Here is a 22,262-nt window from a genome sequence, read left to right as displayed (position 1 = left end):
CTCTTTCGTGATCGCTCCTCCGGAACCATCAATCAGCGCCCTGCCTTCCTCAAGGGGTCGAGGACGTTTTGCTGCCCCCCTCGATCCGCTGGTTATCCGGCTCCGACGGGCGGCACGAGAGGAAGCCTCCCTTGCGCACTTCGATGATCACCGCCGCTCTCCTGGCCGCGTTCAGTGCCGCCGCTTTTGTTGCCCCGGCATCGGCAGCCCCTCTCAGCCCGGCTCCAGCCGCGACGGTTGCCGGCGCCCCGGACAGCATCACCGACATTCGTTGGCACCCGATCCGCCGCATGCATCGCGCGGAACGTCGCTTCATGCATCGGCACTTCCGCCACCGCAGGTAGCAGCTCGGCGGCTGCTGCCGGCGACGCCATCTGAAGCTCGGCCGCGGAGGACACCGCTGCCGGGCCTTTCTTGTGCGATCTGGGTCCGAGGCTCGGCGCTTGGCGGTAGCCGCTCCTGCCCGCCCGCCGCTTCCCCCATATGGCCAGGGCGGACGAGGTGCCCAGGTCATTCTTCCAGATCCCGGTCTCCACCGCGCAACCACACGATCTGTGAGGTGTGGTGATTTTCGCTGGGCCCAGGCTCGGCTCCGGATCGCTACCGTCCTTGAGGTCCGGCTCGCCGTCGATCTCGTTCAGACTCTTGCGCCGAGCCAGCGTCCACGTCGCCTTGAGCGCGCTAAGGCACGGCCGCGTCGATGATCAGCAAGCCACGGGCTTTGCCGGACGTGGCGTCGAGCGTCGTGACGGCGCGCCACAAGCGCTCGCTGCCGACAAGAAAAGGCCGGTAATCCCCGTTCACATCGCCGACAAAGACGAGATCGCGGTCCGGGAGATATCCGAGGATCGGCGAGAAGTGCCCGGCGCCCCGGCCGAACAAGGGCCCCCGGTGGAAGTTGACGATCAGCCGCTTGGCGGGATCGTTGCCGCTGATCATCGCCGCGCGGAATTCGGGCAACGAGAGATCACGGACAACACGGACCGGACGATCGAGCCGCCTTCGGATCAGTTCCGCCAGCTCATCCAGCGTCAGCCCGTTCACCAGCACCCCGAACCAGGGCTGAAACGCCGTGCCGCGGAGCACGTCGGCTTGTGAAAAATCGACGCCGAGGGAGCGGAGCAGGTTCGCCACGCTGGCAGGACCGCAGAAGCTCGGGTTGCTCTGGTATTCGTAAGGACGACGCCGGTACGCCGCGGCCACGGGCAGGGCCCAGGCCCGCGCCAGAAGGGCAGGATCGTGAAAGTCCGCGCCTGTCGCGATCGAGATCACGGACGGGTCGGCGTTCGGGCTGACGAGACGCGGGCCGAGGATCGCCGCGCCGAGGATCCCGGCCAAGAGCGCGATCGCTCCGAGGACAGCGGACCGGCGGCGCCTCCAGCCACGGCCGCGTCGCACCTGTTCGGCTACCATGCTGCGAACCCTCCGCTTCGAATGGGATTGCGCCCGGCCGCTACGGGTCCAGCCGGATGGCGAACCGGCGCAGGACGGCACAGGCTCCGCGCACCGGCCGAACGGCGACGATCCGCGCCTCGCCGGAGGTCGCATCCTGAACCACGGACTCCGAAACGATGCAGTCGCAGGCCAGGGTGCGGGTCATCTGCTCCAGGCGGCGGGCCACGTTGACGGTGTCGCCGACCGCGGTGAACTCGACGCGCTCCGCCCCGATGGTGCCGATGAAGACCGAGCCGCGGTGCAGACCGATCCCGATCCGGACCGGCGGCAGACCCGCTTGCTCCCGCTCGCCGCTCCAGGCCGTCATCGCGGCCGCAAGTGCGCGGGCCGCCGCCACGGCGCGATCGGTATCTTTAGGCGCCGCGTGCGGCACGCCGAACACGGCCATGACCTCGTCGCCGACGAACTTGTCGACAAGGCCGCCTGCCGCCTCGATCGCCCGCGCGGTGCGTGTCCGGAACTCCGCGAGGAAGGCCGCAACCTCGCCGGGTGCCAAGGTCTCGCACAGACGGGTGAAGCCGCGGATGTCGGCAAACAGCACCGTCGCCGCCTGCTCCCAGCCGGCGCGCAGCGCGACCGAATCGGTCTCGGCGACCAATCGGGCGACCGCCGGCGCAGCCAGGCGCGCGAGGTTGTCGCGATGACGCGTCGCGATCCGGGCCGCGGAGCGCAGGCGCTGCGTCCGCAACGCGAGCCACGTCAGGGCAAGCCCGACGAGGCTGAGGGTGACGGGTTCCGGCGCCGTCGCGGTTGCGAGTCCCAGAAGCAGCGGCATCGCCGCCGCGGCGAGGAGCGGGGCGCCCCATGCCGCGGCGGTGTCGCGTTGGCGGACGGACTGCGGCCCGGCTTCCCGACGCTTCCGACCGGAGCTGGGACCGGCGTCCACCGTCGCCGTGCGGGCGTCCGGAAGGAACATCGTTGGCATCAGCAGCCCGAGCAGACGCGGTTGATGATGCGCTGCGCCTTGAGGTGCTCGCGCTCGACGGCGGGAGAGCGGGAATCCTGGCCTTGCGAGGCCGGGAGGGGATGGGCCGTCGCGGCCGGGCTCGGAACGTCGGGCTGCGCGAAGCGCGGGATCGGCTGCGACCACGCGGCATTCGGGGCCGCCAGCGCGAGGACAAAGGCTGCGATCGCGGCGCCTGCCGTAAATCTCGTCCGATAGTGGATCATGGTTCTGAGCTCCGGATTTCGGAGCCTCATGCGTACATCTTCGATATTTCGCCGCTGTTCCGCAAAGCGGAAATGCTATTACAGCGGAAATGTGGCAGATATTTTCCATATCTCGAGGGATGTTCTGATCAATATCTATTTAATTTTTGGGCTGGCGTGAAATCACGCGAACGGCACCCGGTCCAGCGGGCCGGGTGCCGTCATAGTCACAGAGAGGGCGGCCACGCGTCTTGTAGCGGCCCTCGGCAAGGTCCGGTGTGCGATCAGGCGGCCTTGCGCACGCGGCCGCCGTATTGGGACAGGAGCCGCAGGATCTCGGCCTTCGCGTCGTACGTCGCATAGGCGGCGGCGAGGCGCTGCGCCTCCCGACGGTGGCCCGGCGCGTCGAGCACGGTCCGGACCGCCCGCCGGATCGCCGCCGGCGTCGGCTCGTTCGTGGCGAGGTCGATCCCGGCCCCCGACCACGCGATGCGGGCATTCACGTCGGCCTTATCCTCCGTGAGACCGGCGGCCACGAGCGGGATTCCGAAGCTCAGCGCTTGGTTGACGCTCCCGTAGCCGCCGTTGGTCACCATGGCGTCGATCCGGGGCAGCAGCCACTCGAACGGCAGGTATTGTGAGAGCCGCGCATTGGCGGGAATCGGACCCGGGATGGCGTCCAAGCCCCGCCCGCCCGCCGTCACCACGGTCAGGATATCGGGCTCACCGGCGAGAGCCTGGAGGGCCGGGCCGACGAGCAGGCCGAAATCGTGGTTTGCGACCGTGCCTTGCGTGACGAGCACGACCTTGCGGGTGCCGTCGAGATCGCCGGCCCAGGGCGGGAGCGCCGCCTGACCCGGGACGATCGGCAAGGCCCCGATGAAGCGCACCGTCGGCGGCATCGCGAACGGGTATTCGAAGCTCGGGACGGTGAGCTGCAGGTAGGTGTCGGCGAGCCGGACGACCGCGTCGAACAGCGGCCAGGGCGGCGCCGCCAGGCCGAGCTCCGCCAGGACGGCGGCGAGGCTCAGCCCGACCGGCCGGTCGACCGCCGCGTCGTAAGCCTCGGCGATCCGTCCGTAGGCCCTCTCCTGCTCCGGTGACTCCGCCGGCGGAAGGCCCATGAAAGCCGGGGCTTTGTCGGGGCGCGTGCAGTGGAGGAACGAGGTGCCGCACAGGACGATGGCGGGCCGCTCCGCGCGCGGCCCGAGCAGCAGCGGCAGGGCGCCGAAGAACATGTCGTCGCCAATCACCACCGAGGCGGGAAAGGCCTGCAGCGCCGCGCGCAGGCCCCGGTGCTGGTCGGGGATCCGATCGACGAAGATCCGCTCCATGGCGACGCGCAGCCAATCCGGCCCGGGCGGGATCTGAGCCAGTTCGGGCACGACGGCGCGGAGATCGCGGCCGTCGAAATCCGCTGTGCCCGGCAGGGGCATGAAGCGCGCACCCGACGCCGTGATGCGGTCGCGGAAGGCGGAGCCCGACAGGACCATGACCTCGTGGCCGTCATCGACCAGCATGCGGGCGATGGCCAGCAGGGGGTTGAGATGCCCGGTGGCGGGCGTCGAGCAGAGGAGGACCTTCATCGCATGTCCTATCTGTGAGGGGGGATAGCGGGCGCCGCACGATCGCCGCGAGGCCCGGGAGACAGGCTGGGGGCGGCCCGTTACGGCGCGGCTGCGGAGCGCGGCCGAAACGATTACGGCTGAAACGGGGGCGGGCAGGCCCTATGCGGCGACCCGCAGCGCATCGATGCGGCGGATTCCGCTATGGCCCTGGATGACCGGCATCGCGCCCGTCAGGCGCAGGTCTGGGGCGAGGCGCATCAGGGCGCCCAGGCCCTCTTCCAGCTCGATCCGGGCCAGGGCCTCGCCGATGCAGCGATGCGCGCCGCCGCCGAAGATCGGATGCAGGCGGGGAAGGTCGGTGCGCCGGATATCGAACGTGTCGGGATGCGCGTAGACCGCTTCGTCCCGCAGCGCCGACAGCGTCGAGAGCAGGATCATGCTTCCCGCCGGCACGACATGTCCGTCGAGCGCAATATCCTCCTGGGCGACCCGCCCGGCGGAGCCGACGCTCGGCTCGTAGCGGAGCGACTCCGCCACCGCGGCCGGGATCAAACCGGGATCGCGGCGCACCGCCGCCCATTGCCCGGGATGCTGCAGCAGCAGCGCCACCTGCATCGCGCCGGCGACCCGGGTCGTGTCGGTGCCGCCGATGATCATCTGCACGAGCTGGACGACCACCTCCTGCGGGGTGAGTTCGCCCGCCGCATCCGCCTCCGCCAGGAAGCGTGACAGGAAATCGTCCTGGGGCGACGACCGGCGCGCCTCGAGGATCGCGCGCACGTAATCCTGCAGCGCGAGCGCCGCCGCTTCGAGTTCCGGAATGTCCTCCGGTCCGAAGGTGAAGCTCAGCACCCGGGAGACCTCGTAGGCGAGCCGCGTGAAGCGTGGGATGTCGTCGCGCGGCAGGCCGAGGATGTCGGCGATGGTCTGGGCCGGGATCAGGGACGTGTAGCGCTCGACGAGGTCGATCTCGTCCTCCGCCAGCACGTCCCGGACGAGGCTCTCCGCGGCCGCCCGGATCCGGGGACGCAGGCCTTCGATCATCCGGGCCGCGAAGGTGCGGGTGAAGGGCGAGCGGCGCCGGCGATGGACGGCCCCGTTGGCAGTGAGCATCCCGTGCGCGAAGATATCGAACAGCGTGCCTTCCGGGATCCCGCGCGTCTCCGGATAGAGCGTCTCCGTCGCCCGGGCGCGGGGGTCGCGCATCAGTAGGTCGACATCGCGGGCACGGAGCACGAGGTAGCCCGCGACCTCGTGGCCGACGACGGGCAGCCGGGGCCGCCATGCACGGAACACGCCGTGCGGATCGGCCTCCAGCTCCGCCACCGTCAGCGTCGGGACGCCGTCCGGAGTCTCGGACAGGCCGCCGTGACGCGTCGGGTCATCGGTTCCGTTCATCTGTCATCCTCGCTGCTGTGATGCGCGAGAACTCTCGGAAGCCCGAGCTACAGGATGATTTCGGAAGCTCGGCCGACGGTTACGATCATAACATTCGGCGCGCCGGAAGGCACGAGCAGAAGAGCGGGCGGGCTGAGGAGCCATTCGCCCGGATTGTGCGCAAGGACACGTCCGCTGCGCTGCGTTTCGTGCGTCGGATAATCCGAAATCATGCCGTAACCCGGCCTATCGAGAAAGGCTCCGCTTCACAGAAGGAGAAGTCCTCATGGTTGAAGGGTGGGCGAATACGGACGACGTTTTCGAGACGTTGCTGAGAAGGACGATCACCGAGTCCGTGATCGGCGATTTGGATCACGGAGTCGTGCGTGACGAAGACCTTGTCCTGCGCCTGCGGCATTACGAGCGGCGGGCACGCGCGGAGCAGCTGAGCTCTCAGACGCTCCAGGTCATCACATCGGCGCGGCGCCTCCTGGGTGATCGGTCCGGGCAGGACGGGATCGGTGGCGGCAGGTCGCGGTGACGCCTGATCGGTGCGGACTGACGGTGCTGTCAGTCCGGTCGTGGCACCGCCTCCGGTGCCACATGTGGCTCGATGTCCCTCTCACATGCAGGTTTGCGGTTCCACCTTGTGCGTTCTGCACCACCCCCACCTCCGGAGCCTCCCTACGAGGGCTACGGGCTATAAGCTTGAAAAAATTTATCTGCCTGTCGATGGCATGCGCCTGTTGGAGCAAGCCCGTCATTCCGGGTCGCCCCAGGCGAGCCCGGAATCCAGAACCGCTCTCAGCGCAAGGTCTTGCCGCGTCGGCGTGTCTGGATCCCGGGCTCCGCTGCGCGGCCCCGGGATGACGCGCAGATGCGGCGATAGAGAAAAGAAGATGGAGAAATTGTCTCGAACGGGAGATGAAAATCACCCGATGTGCAACCCTTAGCCACGAGGGGAAGAAGCGGGCGTCGCTCTTCTTCGAAGACGCGGCGTGACCATGCATCCCTCTGTGGCGGAGTGAGCCGGGCGCGCCGGTTCGCGCCGACACCGGAGCCTTGCCTTCCGTCAGGCGCGGCTATCGCCCGCGGCTCCTCAGGCCGACCGCCAGGAAGCGCTCGATCATCGGGTTGACCTGCTCGGCCACCTCGATCGTGTTGAAGTGGCCCGCGAGCAGCGTCTTGGCGGTGACGAGCTGCGGGCAGAGTTCGCGCAGCAACTCCAGGTCGCGCGCCGCCTCGACCAGGGGCACGTCTGCCGAGATGTAGGCCATGGGAATCCGGCAGGCGCGCGCAGCCGGCACCGGGTCGTGGTGCCGGATCATGTTGCGGAGCGCCGAATAGGCCACGTGCTGCGGTGTCCTCAGGCAGGGGCCGAGGATGAACGTGTCGAAGAGTGCCTGCCGCCGCGCCGGGTGGTCGTAGTCGCAGCCGATCGACCAAGCCATCTCGCGCACGACGGCCCGGTAATCCGGGCCGCCGACGCCCGCCAGCAGCCCCTCGATCTCGGGGCTGCCGGCTGCGTCCGGTGACGGCAAGACGATGGTGTCGATCATCACGAGACCGGCGGCGAGGTCGGGATGGCGGCCGCACAGTTCGAGGGCCACGGCGCCGCCGAGGCTGTGGCCGATGACGACCGGCCTCACCAGGCCCAGGGTCCGGCTCTGCCACGCGATGTCGTCGGCGAAGCCCGCCATCGTGTAGTCCTGCTCGGGCGCATCGCTGGCGCCGTGACCCCGCAGGTCCACCGCCACGACGCGGCGGGTCTTCGAGAAGTGCCGGATCTGCGGCGTGAAGATGCCGTGATCGCCGGTCCAGCCGTTGATCAACAGGAGCGGCTGCCCCTCGGGCGTGAGCGGTCCGGCCTCGATATGGGCGAGCTTGGCGCCGTCGCGCGTCAGGTGGACGGGCTGCCAGGGGGGCGGGTCGAAGATCATGCGGTTTCTCCGTGCTGTCGAGAGGGGGACGGGAAGGGGGCGGGGGATCGCCGGTCGGCCGGACGCGTGAGGCCGGCATGGGCGGCGGTTGCGGCGAGGCTGCATCCGAGCATCACGGCGGCCATCGACAGGGCGGACCGCCCGTCGAAGAACCGGGCCACGAGGTCGCTCGCGAGGGCCGCGCCGCCCATCTGCAGGAAGACCGCGACGGCGCTCGCCGCGGCCGCCGCATCCGGGCTGAGTTCCGTGGCGCCGTGCATGGCGTTCGGCGAGACGAGGCCGAAGGCCAGGGCGACGCCGACCATCGCGGCGATCACCGGCGCGGCCGCGGGAGGCCCGGCCAGGGCGGCACCGAGGAGGAGCGCCGCGGAGGCTGTCGCCAGGGCGAGGCCGGCGCCGATCACGCGCGAGGGCCCGACGCTCCGGGCCGCGAGGCGGCCGTTCAGGAACGCGCCGCCCATCACCGACAGGGAGCTTGCCCCGAAGACCAGCCCGTAGGTCAGCGGATGGAACCTGAGGGCGTCGATGAACACCAGCGCGGAGCCGGTGATGTAGGCGAAGACCGCGCCCGCCGCCGCGGCGTTGCACAGGGCGTAGCCGAGGAAGACCCGGCTCGCCAGGATCCGGCCGTAGCCGCGCAGGATGCCGGTCGCCGCCGCCCCGGGAGCCGAGACGCGCCGCAGGGGCTCGTCGATGTGCCGGATCGCCGCCAGCGCCACCACGGCGGCGGCGATCGGCGCGGCGTGGATCAGGCGCCAGCCGCCGAGATCCATCAGCCCCGCGCCCACCGTCGGGGCGATCATCGGCACCACGTTGATGGTGAGGACGACGAACGACATCCGGGCCCGCGCCGCCTCGCCCTCGAACAGGTCGCGCACCATCGCGAGGACCGCCATGCCGGGGCCGGCGGCGCCGATGCCCTGGAGGGCCCGGAACAGCAGGAAGTGCGGCAGCGTCCGCGCCGCGGCGCAGCCGAGGCTGCCGCCGATCAGGAGCAGGCACCCGAAGGCGATGGCGGGCTTGCGGCCCAGGCGGTCCGAGGTCGGACCGTAGACCAGCAGCGCCCCCCCGAGGCCGAGCAGGTAGGCGCCCATGGCCGCGCCCATCGCGGAGGGCGGGACATTCAGTGCGGCGGCCGTGTCCGACAGGCTCGGCAGGATCATGTCGATCCCGAAGGTGGGGAGCGCCGCCAGCAGCCCGAGCAGCGCCGAGAAGGCGGCCGAGCCGGAGCGGATGCGGGGATGCGCCGGCACGGCGGCGGCCCGGATCAGGCCCAAAGCCGATCTCCGCCCCGGGCGGCGCCGCGATGCGACGCCGTCATCGCCTCGATCTCGCGGACGAGCCCGTTCGCGTCGAGATCCGCACGCACGGCCGCGCCGAGGGCCGCGGCGGCGGTGCGGAAGCCCGGCTCCGCCAGGATCCGGCGGGCGGCCGCCGCGATCTCGGCCTCACTCGCCCCGGCGGGCAGGCGTAGACCGGCGCCGCGCAGGGCGATGCGGGCGGCGTTGTCGGTCTGGTCGCGGGCGAGCGGGATCACCAGCAGCGGCGCGCCGTGCAGGAGCGCCCGGCTGACGGTGCCGTGACCGCCCTGGCACACCACCAGATCGGCTTCGGCCATGAGGGCGTCATGGGAGGCGGCCGCCACGACATGGATGGAGTCCGGGGCGGCAAGGTCCTCCGCCCCGACATGGGGGCCGGTGGTCAGGACGGTCTCGGCCTCGATCGTCCCGAGCGCCCGCGCGACGCGCCGCAGGAGGTCGGTCTGGTTCTGGGCGCCGGTGCTGCCGGCGACGAGGATCCGCGGCCGGCGCGCCCCGGGCCACGTGGTCAGCGCCCCGCGAGACCAGCCCGGCGCGTCGAGCAGGGGCCCGATGTACCGGTAATTGGCGGGCAGCGCCTCGGTGTCGAAGTCGAAGGTGCGGCTGACGGCCAGGAGGACGCGGTCGGCGCGATCGAAATGGGCGAAGGCGCTGGCGACCGGCGGCAGCCCGAAGGCGCGCCGCGCGGCGTTGAGCGCCGGCCGACCCTGCTCCATGGCCGACACGATCGCGTCGATCGCCGCGTCCACCACGGCCCGCTCCTCGGCATTCCGCGGCGGCGTCAGGCCGCTCGCGGCGGGCGGCATGCCGGGCAGCGGGCGGATGCTGATATGCGGCGACAGGACCGCGTGCGGCAGGCTGGCCGCCTCGGCCGCCAGGGCGCAGCCGGGCAGCAGATCGAGGCTCAGGACGGCGTCGGTGGGGAGGCGGCGGATCTCGTCGAGTGTGTCGGCCGCGTAGGCGCCCGCCGGAGCGAACATGGTCTGGCCCAGCCAATCGGCCAGATCCGAGAAGTCGGGCCGGGTCGGCAACGCTGCCGGTCGGGGCCCGGCGCCATCCGATGAACGGGAAGCCCGCCGCTTCGACCTCGCCGCGCATCACCGGGTCGGCCATGACGCGCGGCTGGTGCCCCGCCCGGTTCAGTTGCCGGGCCGCCGTCAGCACGGGGCTGAGATTGCCCGTGGTTCCCCACGAGATGCAGAGGACATTGAGGGACATGGACTGTGGTTCCCAATCTGATCGCGCAGGCAGGCGCATCGGCCGGCCTGTGTTCGAGCGATTTTTCCGGGGTTCGGCGTTGAGTTATTTGGTGATGAACTCAGAATGTAGATCTATTGGTTGATCTGTAAAATCGATTATCTTCGCGAGTTTTATATTTATGACCCGGATGATCTGCTTAGATCGCGCAGAAAGTCGACATAATCCGGATGCATGTTGTGGATGCAGCCGCCGTAGGCGAAGCTGACCACCAATCCCTCCAGCAGCCACCGACCGAGGCCGCGACGCGCCGATCGGCCCCGGGCGTCCGACGCTGAAGCCGGGCCGGCCCGCTCCCGCGACCAAAATCCCGATCGTTTCGCAAGATCAGCTACGGCGTTACCGCGTGCTGATCGTGATTTGAGCGCGTATCGTCCGCCATTCTGGCGCAGATTGGAGATTGCGGCGTCAGTCATGGTCGCCTCTCTATTGCGAGAGAATGACCCTGGTATTTGCAGATTACATCCCTATTTCGGGGTGCATCGGTTCCGGTTACAACGGTAACCGTGCCAATTGCCTTTGTCCGGACCAGCCATGTCCGGCGCGAATGCTCGTATTGTGTTGCCCCGCACAATACGAAGGGCGCAATCCTTTGGGGGGCGTGATATCAACGCGACCTGCAAGGCCCGACGTCCGGACGCGCCTCGATGGGCCGCCGGGATGGGTCGGCGATGGACGCGAAGGTCACCCGGTCGGCGATGTCCCCGATCGGAGCGGCGCTCCCGCTCCGCGAGCCGGCGCATCGAGATCGTGCCGTCGCGGCAGGCTGCCGCGAACCGGAGGTGGCCATGATCGAACCCAGTCTGGACCGGGGGCAGGGTCGGAATGCGCGTCCCGGCACGACCCGCATTCTCCTCATCGAGGACGATGCGGGCATGCAGCGCATCGTTTCGGACCACTTCGCCGACCACGACGTCGACGTCACCCCGGCGACCAACCGGGCGGAGGCGGAGAAGCGGCTCGCGGAGGATGATTTCGACCTCGTCGTGCTCGACCTGCGGCTGGGCTCGGAGAACGGTCTCGACCTGCTGCGCGACCTGCGCGCCAAGAGTGATCTGCCGGTCATCATCACCACCGGCCACCGCCGGGACGAGATCGACCGGGTGATCGGCCTCGAACTCGGCGCCGACGATTACCTCGTCAAACCCTACGGGCTGCGCGAGCTGCTCGCGCGGGTGCGGGTCATCCTGCGCCGGGCCGAGGTCGCGCCCGCCCCGGCCCGGGCCCAGGATTCCCATCGCAGCCGCTTCGAGGGCTGGGTGCTCGACCGGCGACGGCGGCGCCTCGCCAATCCGGCCGGCGCGGATGTCGCCCTCAGCAAGGGCGAGTACGCCCTGCTGGTGGCCTTCCTCGACGCGCCCCAGCGCCCGCTGAGCCGCGAGCAGCTCCTGCAGGCCACGCGCGTCCACGAGGACGTGTTCGACCGCAGCATCGACGTCCAGATCCTGCGGCTGCGCCGCAAGCTGGAGGCGGACCCGAGCGCGCCGCGCCTGATCGTCACCGAGCGCGGCATCGGCTACGTCTTCGCCGTGCCGGTCGAGAAGCTTTAGCCGTGGCCCCGCCGCGCCTCGCCCGTTCCCTCGCGGCGGCTCTCGGGGCCGGCCTCGTCGGCAGCGCCCTGGCCATCCTGGCGCCCCGCGCCCAGGAGCAGACGGCCGGCGGCCCGCGGCCCGCCGACGCCGTGGAGGCGATGGACGTCATCACGCCCGTCCCGAGCAGCCTCGGGGCGGATCCCGACCGGGCCGCCCTGGGCCGGATGCTGTTCACCGACACCCGGCTGTCGCGCCGGGGCGACCGGGCCTGCATCACCTGCCACGACATCCGCAGCAACGGTGCGAGCGCGGTCGCCCGGAATCTCACCACCGACGGCACGCCGGTGCCCCGCAACACGCCCACCGCCTTCAACGCGGCGCTGAGCTTCCGCCTGGGCTGGGCCGGCGACATCCCGAGCCTGCACGAGCAGGCCGAGCTCGCCCTGACGCGTCCCGAGTTCCTGGGCGGCTCCTGGCCCCGGATCCTCGACACGGTCCGCGGCGACCCGGTGCTCGCCCCGCTCTTCCAGGCCGCCTACGGCCGCGCGGCCGACCAAGAGGCGGTGATCGACGCGATCAACAGCTTCGAGCGCACCCTGCTGACCCCGGACAGCCGCTTCGACCGCTGGCTGCGCGGCGACGTCCACGCGATCACCGAGGCGGAGCGGGCGGGCTACGATCTGTTCCGGGGGATCGGCTGCGCGGCCTGCCACCAAGGCGTCAATGTCGGCGGCAACCTGTTCGAGAAGGTCGGGATCTTCGTCGCGATCCCCAACAAGGCCGCCGAGGTGCTGCGGGTGCCGAGCCTGCGCAACGTCGCGGTCACGGCGCCGTACTTCGACGATGGCGGCGTGGCCACGCTCCCCGAGGCGGTGCGGCTCATGGCCCGGGCGCAGCTCGGCCGGGAGCTGACGCCGTCGCAGACCGCCGCGATCGTGGCGTTCCTCGGGACGCTCACCGGCTCCTACGCGGGACGTCCCCTCACGGCCCCGAACGCGCCCGGCGCCGCGCCGCAGCCATGAGGCTGACCGCGCAGGCCGCCGTGCTCGGGGTGCTTCTGGCCGGTCTGCTCACGTGGCTGATGATCAACGGCAAGGGCGAGATGGACGCCGCCTACGTGCAGACCCAGCGCACGATCGACGCCCTCGCGCTCGCCGAATCCCGGATGCAGCACGACGTGCTCCGGGCACGGACCGGGCTCCTGCGCAACTACGATCCGATCGTCACCCATCTCCGGGAGATGCAGGCGGCGCTCGCCGCGATACGGGCGTCGAGCGGGCCGGACGATCGCGAGGTGCGCGCCCTCGCCGAGGCGATGAACCGCGAGGCGCAGATGGTCGAGCGCTTCAAGACCGGCAACGCCCTCGTGCAGAACTCGATCGCCTATTTCGATTCCCTCAGCGACCGCCTGTCCGAGCCGGACATCGATCCCTGGCTTGCCCGGGCGGTAGCCGCCCTTCAGATCCGGGTCTCGGAACTCGCCCGGGAGTCCAGTCCGAGGCGCCTCGACGACATCCGCGCCCGGCTCGACGCCCTGGCGGCGGTCAGCCATCCGGCGGGTCGGGGAGCGGACATCGCCGCCATCGTCCTGCACGGGCGCCAGCTCCTCGAGCTGCTGCCGCAGGTCGACACCGTCACCCGCTCCCTGCCGGCCTCGTCGAGTGAGCCGGCGCGTCAGGCTCTCCTGGAGGCGCGCCGCGCTCTGAAGGACCAGAGACAGGTCCGCGCGGACGGGTTCCGCCTCGCGCTCTACGCGGCGGCCCTGGCCCTGGTGGCCCTGGTGGTGCGGGTCGGCCTGTTGATGCGGGCCGGCACCATAATTTTACGCCGGACCATCGTGTTCCAAGCCGTTGTGGCGCAAGCCAACAACCTCTTCCTTGCGAGCCAGCCCGATCAGATCGAGGCGCACATCGTCGATGCCATGGCCATCGTGGGAGAAGGGGCGAACACGGACCATTGCTACGTCCTCATGCTCGACGGCACCAACGCAACGCATCTGTGGAACCGGCCGGGCCATCCGGCTCCCCGCGGATGGCCGGACGCACAACGTGCCCTGGTGCCGGATCTTATCGCTGCTCCAGACGATCATATCTTTGTCGAAACGGCGGGGGGGATTGGACCTCCGGCCCTGATTCAAGCTCTCGCGCAGCGTGGCGTCACCACGCTCACATGCGCGCGCCTGCGCCGGGGGGAGAGAATTGTCGGCGTGTTGTGCTTCGAGCGCACGCGGAGCACCCTGCCGCCTTGGATGCGGCACTCGCGCGGCCTTCTGCAGGTTGTCGCTGACAGCTTCGGGGCCGCCCTGGAGCGCCAGCACGTCTGGGCCGAGCGCCGCGAGATCGAGGCGACCCTCCGGCGCGCGCAGCGCCTCGAAGCGATCGGGATCTTCGCCAGCGGCGTGGCGCACAACATCAACAACGTGCTCAACGTCATGCTCGGCCATGCCGAGATCGCCGCCGACGCCCTGCCGGCCGATCCGCACCGGGCTGCCAAGCAGATCGATCTGTTGGTTCAGGCGGGCGGGCGCGCGCACGAGATCGCGGGGCAGATTCTCGATTACGGTCGTCGGGGCGGTGCGACGCAGAGCACGAGCGACGTCGATGCGGTCGTCGCCGAGACGGTCGCCCAGATCCGGACGTCGACCGCCGACCGGGCCGCGATCCGCCTGACCGGGGCTGCCCAAGGCGCGGTCGTCGACGGCGAGCCGGCGCAGCTCCAGCAGGTGGTCCATAACCTGATCCGCAACGCCATCCAGGCTTCTGATCCGGGCAAGGCGATCGACGTGCAGCTCGAACGTGTCCGCCTCGCCGAGCGGCGGACGCTCTCCCACGGCGAGCTGTCCCCCGGCGACCACGTCCGGATCCGCGTGGTCGACGCTGGCCGCGGGATGGACGAGGCCACGCTCGCGCGGATCTTCGAGCCGTTCTTCACCACCCGTCCGGCCGGCACCGGCCTCGGGCTCGCCACCGCCTTCGAGTTTGTCCAAGAACAGGACGGCGCCTTTCACGTCCGCAGTGAACCAGGGGTGGGCAGCGCGTTCGAGGTGTGGTTGCCCGTCCGCCCGCAGACCGAGCCCGGCGACTCGGCCGCCGGCGGCACCGTGATGATCGTGGGCGGTGCGCGCTCCGCGGTGCAGGAGGATGAGGAGACGCTGGCGGCCTTGGGCTACGAGCCGATCGGCTACACGGATCCGGAAGCGGCGCTGACGGCCCTGCGTGCGGAGCCGGGGCGCTTCGACCTGCTGATCGTCGAGAACCGACCGTCGGGTCCTTTGGGCCTCGCCTTCGCCCGCCGCGCCGCTCGGATCGTGGATCGTCCGATCGTGCTCTCGCTCTCGGCCGCGGACACGGTCCGGCCGGAGGTTCTCTCGGCCATCCCCATCGTCGACGTTGCGCGCCGACCCTGGCGTTCGACCGCACTGGCGCTCACGCTGCGGCGACACCTGGGCTCCGAAACGCGGGGCGCTTCGCCTCGGCGCAAGGCGGTCGAGAACCGGGCGGCGTTGCATTAGCGACTGCTGGCGGAGTCTCGCCATGCGGTTGCCGAGGCGGAGCGACCGTCGAGGCCCGGCAGCCGCTCCCAACGCCCTCGGGTCGGCGGCGGGCGTGGATGCATAAGTCTTGCTTCCGGGGCGCGTCGAGTCTCCTCTCGACCGCCACGCTCGCCCCGAAGCCATCCCCCAGACTGACGGGCGAGCGTGGATGCCCGAAAGGGCCTCGGTTTCCCGCATAGGTGAGAGACCGGGGTCTCGCGCACGCCGCAAAAGGCATTCCTTAAAGGATGCGGGGGCAACCTCGGTGTTTCCACGCTCTTGCGGGCGTTCAGCCTGAGCGCCGGGGCACCTGCCATGACCATCCTGAGTCTGTTCTGCCTGCTCTCGGGTGCGGTGCTCGCCGGCCTGGCTCCGCGCCGCTCGGTTCAGCAGGCGACCCTGGAGAGCGCGGGCGGCGGCCTGATCGTGCTCGGTCTCGTCATCATCGGTGCCGGCCTGCCCCTGTTCCGGTAGCCGTCTCCGCGGAGCGCGCTACGCCTCCGCTCGATACCGTTTCCCGACGAGGATTGCGGCGCGGTCGTCTCTGCGCGCGGAGCGAAGCAGGCCAGGGCGGCGCGACGCCTTCTGACGTCGCGCCGCCCTGGGTCAAATCGCTGCGCGCGTGATGACGGGCTGGGCCCCGTCTACGGAAGCATTCGAACAGAACCTCTTTGACCGATACGGTTCCGGTTCGGCAGCACGTTGCTCGGAGAGCGTTGATCCGGCTCGCAAGCTCCGCAGAATTGTCTTTCAGCCGTATAGAAACGAAGTAAATCTGCCGCCTGTCCGGGGGTGGTCTTTGCCGGCAATGGCCTTTATGGTCATCCGCCAGCGATGCTGATCGATTTTTTGAAATCCTATAAAGTAAAGACCGGGAGCATTTGAGCGATGTCCTGTCCGGACAGGAACGAGGTTTGCGGCGTCCCGGGAGGGAATCGGGCGAGACCAGGCGCCGTCCTCGCGGGGCCGCTCGTCGAGGCGGAGGCCGAGATCGTCTCCGCGCGCCTTCTCCAGGGGCGCCGGGAAGTCGTCATCCGCCACAGCGGCCAGCGCTATCGCCTGCGTGTCACCGCGAGCGACAAGCTGATCCTGACCAAATGATCGGGCTCATCCCACCCCGCCCGGCCGGTCCCTGGTCGCGCCGCGCGCTTCTCGCCGCCCTTGCCGCGGGCGCGCTCGCCCCGCGCGGCGCCGCGGCGCAGACGGCCACCCGCATCGCCGCCCTCGGCGGCGCAATCACCGAGATTCTCTACCGCCTCGGGGCCGGCGACCGGATCGTTGCGGTCGACACGACCAGCCTCTACCCGGCCGAGGCCCTCCGCGAGAAGCCGAATGTCGGTTACCTGCGGGCGCTCTCGGCCGAGGGCCTGCTCGCCCAGCGGCCCGATCTGATCATCGCCGCGGAGGGCGCGGGCCCGCCCGCGGTCCTGGCGCAGCTGCGCGAGGCCGGGCTGCGGGTCGAGCCGGTGACGGAGCCGCCGAGTCCCGAAGGTGTGCTCGACAAGGTCGCCACGGTCGGGCGCCTCGCCGGGCTCGAGCGGGAAGCCGAGATCCTCGAGGCCGACCTGCGTGCCCGCTTCACCGATCTCGCGGCCCGGCGCGCCCGGATCGCGCGGGCCGCCCGCGCGCTCGTCGTCCTGTCCCTGCAGAACGGCCGGACCGTCGTCGGCGGCACAGGATCGGCGGCGGACGGCATCCTGATTCTGGCCGGCATCGCCAACGCGGCGTCCGGGATCGCGGGTTTCAAGCCGATGACCGACGAGGCCGTCGTGGCGGCGGCGCCGGAGACGGTGGTGATCATGCAGAACGGCCCGGAGCCGCTGGGGCCCGAGCGCGTCTTCGCGCCTGGTACCGCGCTGGGCCAGACGCCCGCGGCGGCCGCACGCAGGCTCGTGGCGATGGACGGGCTCTACCTTCTCGGCTTCGGCCCGCGCACGCCCGAGGCGGCCACGGACCTGATGCGGGCGGTCTACCCGGATCTGCCGCGTGATTGAGCCGGGACCCGCCGGAGCCTGTGCGTGAGCCGGCCTGCCGCGACGCTCCCGGTCCTGGGATGTCTCGCCGTCCTGGCCCTCGCGGCGGCGCTGCTCTCGGTGAGCCTGGGGGCGATCCGCATCCCGGTGGCGCGCGTCCTCGCCGTGCTGACCGGCGGCGGGGCCGATCCGGCGCTCGCCCGCGACGCTCTGGTGATCCTCACCATCCGCCTGCCCCGAACCCTGCTGGGGCTGATGATCGGGGCGGGGCTGGCGGTCTCCGGGGCGCTGATGCAGGGCCTGTTCCGCAACCCCCTGGCCGATCCCGCTCTGGTCGGGGTCTCGTCGGGGGCGGGCCTCGCGGCCGCCGGCATCATCGTCCTCGGCGACCGGCTCCTCGCCGCTCTTGGCCTGCCGGGGCCGCTGCCCTACGCCGTCCTGCCGGCCGGCGCCTTCCTCGGGGGCCTCAGCGCAACGCTCGTCCTCTACGCCCTGGCGACCCGGTCCGGACGCACGGCGGTGGCGACGATGCTGCTCGCCGGGATCGCCCTCGGAGCCCTGAGCGGTGCGCTGACCGGGCTGCTCACCTTCGTCAGCGACGATCGGCAATTGCGCGATCTCGCCTTCTGGTCTTTGGGCAGCCTCGGCGGCGCGACCTGGGCCAAGGTCACGGCCTCGGCGCCGCTGATCCTGCCGGTGCTGGCCGCCCTGCCGTTCCTCGGCCGCGGCCTCAACGCCCTGGTTCTCGGCGAGGCCGAGGCGGTCCATCTCGGGGTCCCGGTGGAGCGCCTGAAACGGGCCTGCATCCTGCTGGTGGCGGTCGCGGTCGGCGCCAGCGTGGCGGCGGCCGGGGTGATCGGCTTCGTCGGCCTCATCGTGCCACACGCCCTGCGGCTCGTGATCGGCCCGGGGCACCGCCTGCTGCTCCCGGCCTCGGCTCTGCTCGGGGGCTCCTTCCTGGTCCTCGCCGACGTCGTGGCCCGCCTCGTGGCGGCGCCGGCGGAACTCCCGATCGGCATCGTCACAGCGCTGGTTGGGGCGCCGGTCTTCCTCTGGCTGCTCCTCGGTCGGGCATGGATCGACGATGCCTGAGCCGGCCCTGCTCACGGCCCGCGACCTGGTCGCCACGGTGGATGGACGCGACCTCGTGCGCGATGTCTCCCTCGCGGCAGAGCCCGGCACCCTGCAGGTGATCGTCGGCCCGAACGGCGCCGGAAAATCGACCCTGGTGCGCCTGCTCAGCGGCGCGCTGCGGCCGAGCCGAGGGGCCGTCCTCTATGGCGGAGAGGCGGTGGGATCCATTCCGCCGTGGCGTCTCGCGGCGATGCGGGCCGTGCTGCCGCAGGCCTCGCGCCTCGCCTTTCCGTTCTCGGTGGCCGAGATCGCCCGGATCGGCCTCGACGGCATCGGCCGGGGCCTCGACCGTCGGGACCGGGCCGCGATCCTGGCCCGGGCGCTGGCGCAGGCCGACGTGGCGCACCTCGCCGACCGCACCTACCCGACCCTCTCCGGCGGCGAGCAGGCCCGGGTGCACTTCGCGCGCATCCTGTGCCAGCTGGAGGCGGGCCGCACCGTCGCGGAGCGGCAGGTGCTGTTCCTCGACGAGCCGACCGCCAGCCTGGACCTTCGGCATCAGGGCGCGCTGCTCGACGCCGCAGCGGAACTGACGGCCAAGGGCGTGGCCGTCGTGGCGATCCTGCACGACCTCAACCTCGCGGCGGCCTACGCGGATCGGCTGCTGGTGCTGGACGGGGGGCGGCTGGTCGCGAGCGGCCGGCCGGCCGAGGTCCTGCGGGACGACCTGATCGCGCGGGTCTTCGGCGTCCGCTGGCCGGTTGGGCGGGTGCCGGATGGGGATCAGCCCTTCCTCCTGCCGCGCCGGGATGTGGCAGAAACATCACATTCCTGATCGCATTCCGCCGTGTTTTAAGATCTTCCAGTGTGGTGAAGGGCAACCTTCGAACCATCCGAAGGTGAGGCGCGGCGCGATCGATTGCGCTCGTCTCAAGAACTGACACAGAACAGCCTCAGCAAGCCAGCCATCCGCCAGCCAGCTCTCTCCTCCGACTGTGCGTGTGCGGATCTAATCATGTCTCGTCCTTGCTCCCGCGTGTGCCTGGCGCTCGGCGCCATGCTGCTGCTCCTGGTCCGCGCCGCTGCGCAGGAATCCGGCTCCCGAGCGGCTCCGCCTGCCGAGACCGAGGTGGGGCTCGACACGCTCTCGGTCACCGCGACCAAGACCGCGGTGCCCGCCATCGACGCGCTGTCGGGGACAAGTGTCGTCACGGGCGCGCAGATCGACCGGCTCCAGCCAGCGCGCCTGTCGGAGGTCCTGCGCGACGTCCCGGGCGTGACCATGCAGGAGAGCCGCAACGACCCGGCCCAGGCCATCAACATTCGCGGCCTGCAGGATTTCGGCCGCGTCAACGTCCTGATCGACGGCGCGCGCCAGGATTTCCAGGTCTCGGGTCACGGCGCGAACGGGGTGTTCTACTTGGATCCCGAGCTGGTTGGCGGGGTCGACATCACCCGGGGGCCGACCGCGACGATCTACGGCTCGGGCGCGATCGGTGGCGTCGCGGCGTTCCGGACCCGCTCGATCGACGACATCCTCGCCCCCGGGGACTCGGCTGGCTTCGTGCAGAAGCAGGGCTTCGGGACGAACGGGCAGAGATTCGTGAACAGCTCGGCGCTCGGCGCCCGCATCGGCACCGCGGCGGACCTGTTCGGCCAGTTCGTCTTCCGCAACACCGCGCCCTATCGCGACGGGCTCGGCACCCTTGTGCCCGACACGGGCAGCGAACTGGGCGCGGGCTTGGCCAAGCTCACCGTGCGGCCTGCGGATGGGCACGAGATCCGCGCCACGGCGCTGCTGCAGCGCTTCGACTTCGCCAATGGCGGCGGCACCGGCGCCGGAGCTCGCTTCGCCAATGCCGTGCAGGCCGACACCTATACGTTGGGCTACCGGTTCACCCGGCCGGACGTGCCGCTGATCGACCTCAGTCTCGACGGCTACGCCACGACGACCCGTGACGCCCTGACCTTCCTGCGGGATTCGCCGCGGGGCCTCTACGACCGGCTCGGCACCCGGGCCGGCGACCGCCTGACCTACGACATCGGGACCGCCGGTTTCGACGTCCACAACACGGCCCGCTTCGACACGGGTCCCGTCTCCCACGCGCTGACGGCTGGCGGCGATGCCGTGGATGACCATGTCCGCACCGACGATCGGGCCGGCGGGTTCGGGGCGGCCTTCACGCCCTCGGGACGCCGGAGCCTCGCCGGCGTCTTCATCCAGGACGAGATCCGCGCCGCGCCCTGGCTGCGGGTCATCGGCGCGCTGCGCTACGACAGCTACCGGCTGGCCGGGGGCGCATACCATGCCGATGGCGACCGGATCTCGCCGAAGATCACGGTCGGCGTGTCGCCGCTGGCCGGTCTCGAGATCTACGGCACCTATGCCGAGGGCTACCGCGCGCCCACCGTCACCGAGACCCTGGTCCAGGGCATCCACCCGTTCCCGGCCTTCACGATCCTGCCGAACACGGCCCTGCGGCCGGAGGTGGCGCACTCCGTGGAGGGCGGCGTGAACCTGCGTGCCGACGCGGTGCTGGTGGCGGAGGACGCGGTGCGGGCCAAGCTCGCCGTCTTCGACAACGCGGTCGACGCCTTCATCGACATGCAGGCGGTCGGGCCGACCTACTACGTCCCGGCCATCCCCGGCATCCCGCCCTCACTCTGCGCGCGCCGGCCCGGGCGCTTCCCCTGCGTCATCCCGGTCCAGTCCTATCAGTACCGCAACATCACCCAGGCCGATCTCTCCGGCGTCGAGCTGGAGGGCAGCTACGATTGGGGCCGGGGCTTCGTCTCGCTCGCCCCCACCCATATCGACGGCCGCGACCGGTCCACCCGCGAGACCCTTCTCACGGTGCCGCCGGACCGGATCAGCACGAGCGTCGGATTGCGCTTCCTCGCCGAGCGCCTCACGGTCGGCACGCGCCTCACCCTGGTGGATGCACGCACAGGCTTGCCCGCCGGCGCGGCGCGCCGCATCGCCAAGGCGTACGGGCTGGTGGACCTCTTCGCGACCTACGACATCGACAGCCGCCTCAAGGCGGACTTCATCGTGCAGAACGCCTTCGACAAGCGCTACCGGCCCTATCTCGACGCCTTCGCGAGCCCGGGCCTCGTCGCCAAGGCCGCGCTCAGCCTCGCCTTCGCGACGCGATAGGCGCCTCCTTGCGGGCACCCGCGTCGGCGCCGTCCCGAACGGCCGCGACATCGGACCGGACGTCGTCCAGCGCGCAGCGGACACGTTCCAGGGCCGTCGCGACCGTCTCGGCCGGGTAAGGGCCAGCCGGATTCTGCGCATCCTGGCAGAAGCTATCCAGCAGGTAGGGCATCATCTTGCCGTGAAGCACCGCATAGGCGCCAGGATTGGACAGTTCGTAGATCACCGCAAGGGCGTGATAGGCCCGGACAAGGACCTCGAGCGCGACATCGTCGCTGGGCGCGTTTCGGTTCCAATCATCGCCGTCCATCATCGCGCTTATGATTTTATTTCCGTCCCCCTATCGGGTAACATGCCCTATTAAGACTGTCGATACTTTTGGATAAGACAGTGACTGCGCCGCTATTCGCGTGTCAGCCTTTCAGATTTCCGTAAATAGAACGTAATATCCACCAATTTTGGCGTCCGAGATCAAATAATGGTTTGATCACGCCCGTGCCGGGACGGTCGAACCATCGTGGCGATCCTGTTCTCCACCTCGGCGAGGACGCTGTTGACGAGAAGATTTGCGCCCGCGACGATATCGGCGCCGAGCGTTTCGCTCCGGCTCGTTTCCTCGATGATGCGGAAATTGTCTTGGACGAAGGTGCGGATCTTCTGCTGGACCTCGGTGAACTCGCCCGGGTGCGCCGTCTCGTAGAGCAGGGCCAGGGCCAGATAAGCGCGACCGACCATATCGAGCGCCAAGTTCGTGCTCGTCTCTGCGTTGGCGGACTCTGTGGGCGGCACGACGCGCGCATCTCCGTCAAGATGATCTGACGAACCTAGCATGCTCTCAGCCCGAGCGCCAATCGTCCAGGTTGCGCCTCGGCGTGATTACTGTTGTCCTTTCCGCTGGTTGGCGCAGAAGTCGAGATGCCGAGACTTCA

Annotated in this window: 20 protein-coding genes; 10 read left to right on the top strand and 10 right to left on the bottom strand. The window is 70.3% G+C overall.

Annotated elements, in window-relative coordinates:
- Nucleotides 1-681 precede the first annotated feature (681 nt).
- From ABIE45_RS01735 to ABIE45_RS01715, 5 genes are all read right to left on the bottom strand, one after another.
- Entirely contained in the window at nt 682-1,338 is a 657-nt protein-coding gene (locus ABIE45_RS01735; RefSeq protein WP_373622088.1) for a phytochelatin synthase family protein, read from the bottom strand.
- A 115-nt stretch (nt 1,339-1,453) separates the two neighbouring features.
- On the bottom strand, nt 1,454-2,371 hold the full coding sequence (locus ABIE45_RS01730; RefSeq protein ID WP_192710202.1) for an adenylate/guanylate cyclase domain-containing protein: 918 nt from the start codon (nt 2,369-2,371) through the stop codon (nt 1,454-1,456).
- Nucleotides 2,372-2,379: 8 nt separating this feature from the next.
- Nucleotides 2,380-2,625, bottom strand: coding sequence for a hypothetical protein (locus ABIE45_RS01725; RefSeq protein WP_192710201.1), 246 nt, complete (start codon nt 2,623-2,625; stop codon nt 2,380-2,382).
- A 263-nt stretch (nt 2,626-2,888) separates the two neighbouring features.
- Nucleotides 2,889-4,190: a glycosyltransferase gene (locus ABIE45_RS01720; protein ID WP_192710200.1), complete on the bottom strand. Its 1,302-nt coding sequence runs from the start codon at nt 4,188-4,190 to the stop codon at nt 2,889-2,891.
- A 141-nt stretch (nt 4,191-4,331) separates the two neighbouring features.
- Complete coding sequence (locus ABIE45_RS01715) at nt 4,332-5,570, bottom strand: cytochrome P450 (protein ID WP_192710199.1); 1,239 nt, start codon at nt 5,568-5,570, stop codon at nt 4,332-4,334.
- A gap of 265 nt (nt 5,571-5,835) precedes the next feature.
- On the opposite strand from ABIE45_RS01715, the gene ABIE45_RS01710 reads away from it, so the two are divergent.
- Complete coding sequence (locus tag ABIE45_RS01710) at nt 5,836-6,090, top strand: hypothetical protein (protein ID WP_192710198.1); 255 nt, start codon at nt 5,836-5,838, stop codon at nt 6,088-6,090.
- Nucleotides 6,091-6,631: 541 nt separating this feature from the next.
- Here the strand turns inward: ABIE45_RS01710 and ABIE45_RS01705 are convergent.
- The 3 genes from ABIE45_RS01705 to ABIE45_RS01695 are packed head-to-tail and all read right to left on the bottom strand — an operon-like array spanning nt 6,632 to nt 9,839.
- Nucleotides 6,632-7,489 (bottom strand): alpha/beta fold hydrolase, encoded by an 858-nt coding sequence (locus tag ABIE45_RS01705; protein WP_192710197.1) that lies wholly within the window; start codon nt 7,487-7,489, stop codon nt 6,632-6,634.
- Entirely contained in the window at nt 7,486-8,766 is a 1,281-nt protein-coding gene (locus ABIE45_RS01700) for a Bcr/CflA family efflux MFS transporter (protein WP_192710196.1), read from the bottom strand. Before ABIE45_RS01700 ends, ABIE45_RS01705 begins: the two co-directional genes overlap by 4 nt.
- Entirely contained in the window at nt 8,757-9,839 is a 1,083-nt protein-coding gene (locus ABIE45_RS01695; RefSeq protein WP_373622087.1) for a glycosyltransferase, read from the bottom strand. The genes ABIE45_RS01700 and ABIE45_RS01695 overlap by 10 nt, the downstream gene beginning before the upstream one ends.
- Nucleotides 9,840-10,853: 1,014 nt before the next feature.
- Between ABIE45_RS01695 and ABIE45_RS01690 the strand changes: the two genes are divergently transcribed.
- The 9 genes from ABIE45_RS01690 to ABIE45_RS01650 all read left to right on the top strand — a co-directional run bounded on the left by ABIE45_RS01690 (nt 10,854) and on the right by ABIE45_RS01650 (nt 21,333).
- Nucleotides 10,854-11,615: a response regulator gene (locus tag ABIE45_RS01690; RefSeq protein ID WP_192710194.1), complete on the top strand. Its 762-nt coding sequence runs from the start codon at nt 10,854-10,856 to the stop codon at nt 11,613-11,615.
- A 2-nt stretch (nt 11,616-11,617) separates the two neighbouring features.
- Complete coding sequence (locus tag ABIE45_RS01685) at nt 11,618-12,619, top strand: cytochrome c peroxidase (RefSeq protein ID WP_192710193.1); 1,002 nt, start codon at nt 11,618-11,620, stop codon at nt 12,617-12,619.
- The gene (locus ABIE45_RS01680) at nt 12,616-15,108 is read left to right on the top strand and encodes a two-component system VirA-like sensor kinase (RefSeq protein ID WP_192710192.1); all 2,493 of its coding nucleotides are present in this window, start codon (nt 12,616-12,618) and stop codon (nt 15,106-15,108) included. The genes ABIE45_RS01685 and ABIE45_RS01680 overlap by 4 nt, the downstream gene beginning before the upstream one ends.
- Nucleotides 15,109-15,444: 336 nt before the next feature.
- Nucleotides 15,445-15,603 carry a hypothetical protein gene (locus tag ABIE45_RS01675; RefSeq protein WP_192710191.1) on the top strand — a complete coding sequence of 53 codons (159 nt, stop codon included), beginning with the start codon at nt 15,445-15,447 and terminating at the stop codon, nt 15,601-15,603.
- 414 nt (nt 15,604-16,017) lie between these two features.
- Entirely contained in the window at nt 16,018-16,230 is a 213-nt protein-coding gene (gene hemP / locus ABIE45_RS01670) for a hemin uptake protein HemP (protein WP_192710190.1), read from the top strand.
- Complete coding sequence (locus ABIE45_RS01665) at nt 16,227-17,123, top strand: ABC transporter substrate-binding protein (protein WP_192710189.1); 897 nt, start codon at nt 16,227-16,229, stop codon at nt 17,121-17,123. Before hemP ends, ABIE45_RS01665 begins: the two co-directional genes overlap by 4 nt.
- A 24-nt stretch (nt 17,124-17,147) precedes the next feature.
- Nucleotides 17,148-18,194 carry an iron ABC transporter permease gene (locus ABIE45_RS01660; RefSeq protein WP_192710188.1) on the top strand — a complete coding sequence of 349 codons (1,047 nt, stop codon included), beginning with the start codon at nt 17,148-17,150 and terminating at the stop codon, nt 18,192-18,194.
- A complete protein-coding gene (locus ABIE45_RS01655) occupies nt 18,187-19,011 on the top strand; it encodes a heme ABC transporter ATP-binding protein (RefSeq protein WP_192710187.1) in 825 nt (274 codons plus the stop codon). The genes ABIE45_RS01660 and ABIE45_RS01655 overlap by 8 nt, the downstream gene beginning before the upstream one ends.
- Nucleotides 19,012-19,191: 180 nt before the next feature.
- Nucleotides 19,192-21,333 carry a TonB-dependent hemoglobin/transferrin/lactoferrin family receptor gene (locus ABIE45_RS01650; RefSeq protein ID WP_192710186.1) on the top strand — a complete coding sequence of 714 codons (2,142 nt, stop codon included), beginning with the start codon at nt 19,192-19,194 and terminating at the stop codon, nt 21,331-21,333.
- Here the strand turns inward: ABIE45_RS01650 and ABIE45_RS01645 are convergent.
- Both ABIE45_RS01645 and ABIE45_RS01640 read right to left on the bottom strand, forming a co-directional pair.
- Complete coding sequence (locus ABIE45_RS01645) at nt 21,308-21,646, bottom strand: hypothetical protein (protein ID WP_373622086.1); 339 nt, start codon at nt 21,644-21,646, stop codon at nt 21,308-21,310. The two genes, ABIE45_RS01650 and ABIE45_RS01645, sit on opposite strands and share 26 nt — an antisense overlap.
- A 158-nt stretch (nt 21,647-21,804) precedes the next feature.
- Nucleotides 21,805-22,080: a hypothetical protein gene (locus ABIE45_RS01640; RefSeq protein WP_373622085.1), complete on the bottom strand. Its 276-nt coding sequence runs from the start codon at nt 22,078-22,080 to the stop codon at nt 21,805-21,807.
- Nucleotides 22,081-22,262 lie beyond the last annotated feature (182 nt).

Origin of the sequence: Methylobacterium sp. OAE515 (genome assembly GCF_041806315.1) — a bacterium.
Lineage (GTDB): Bacteria > Pseudomonadota > Alphaproteobacteria > Rhizobiales > Beijerinckiaceae > Methylobacterium > Methylobacterium tardum.
The sequence above is the reverse complement of the archived record's forward strand: the minus strand, read 5'-3'. Positions and strand labels throughout refer to the sequence as shown.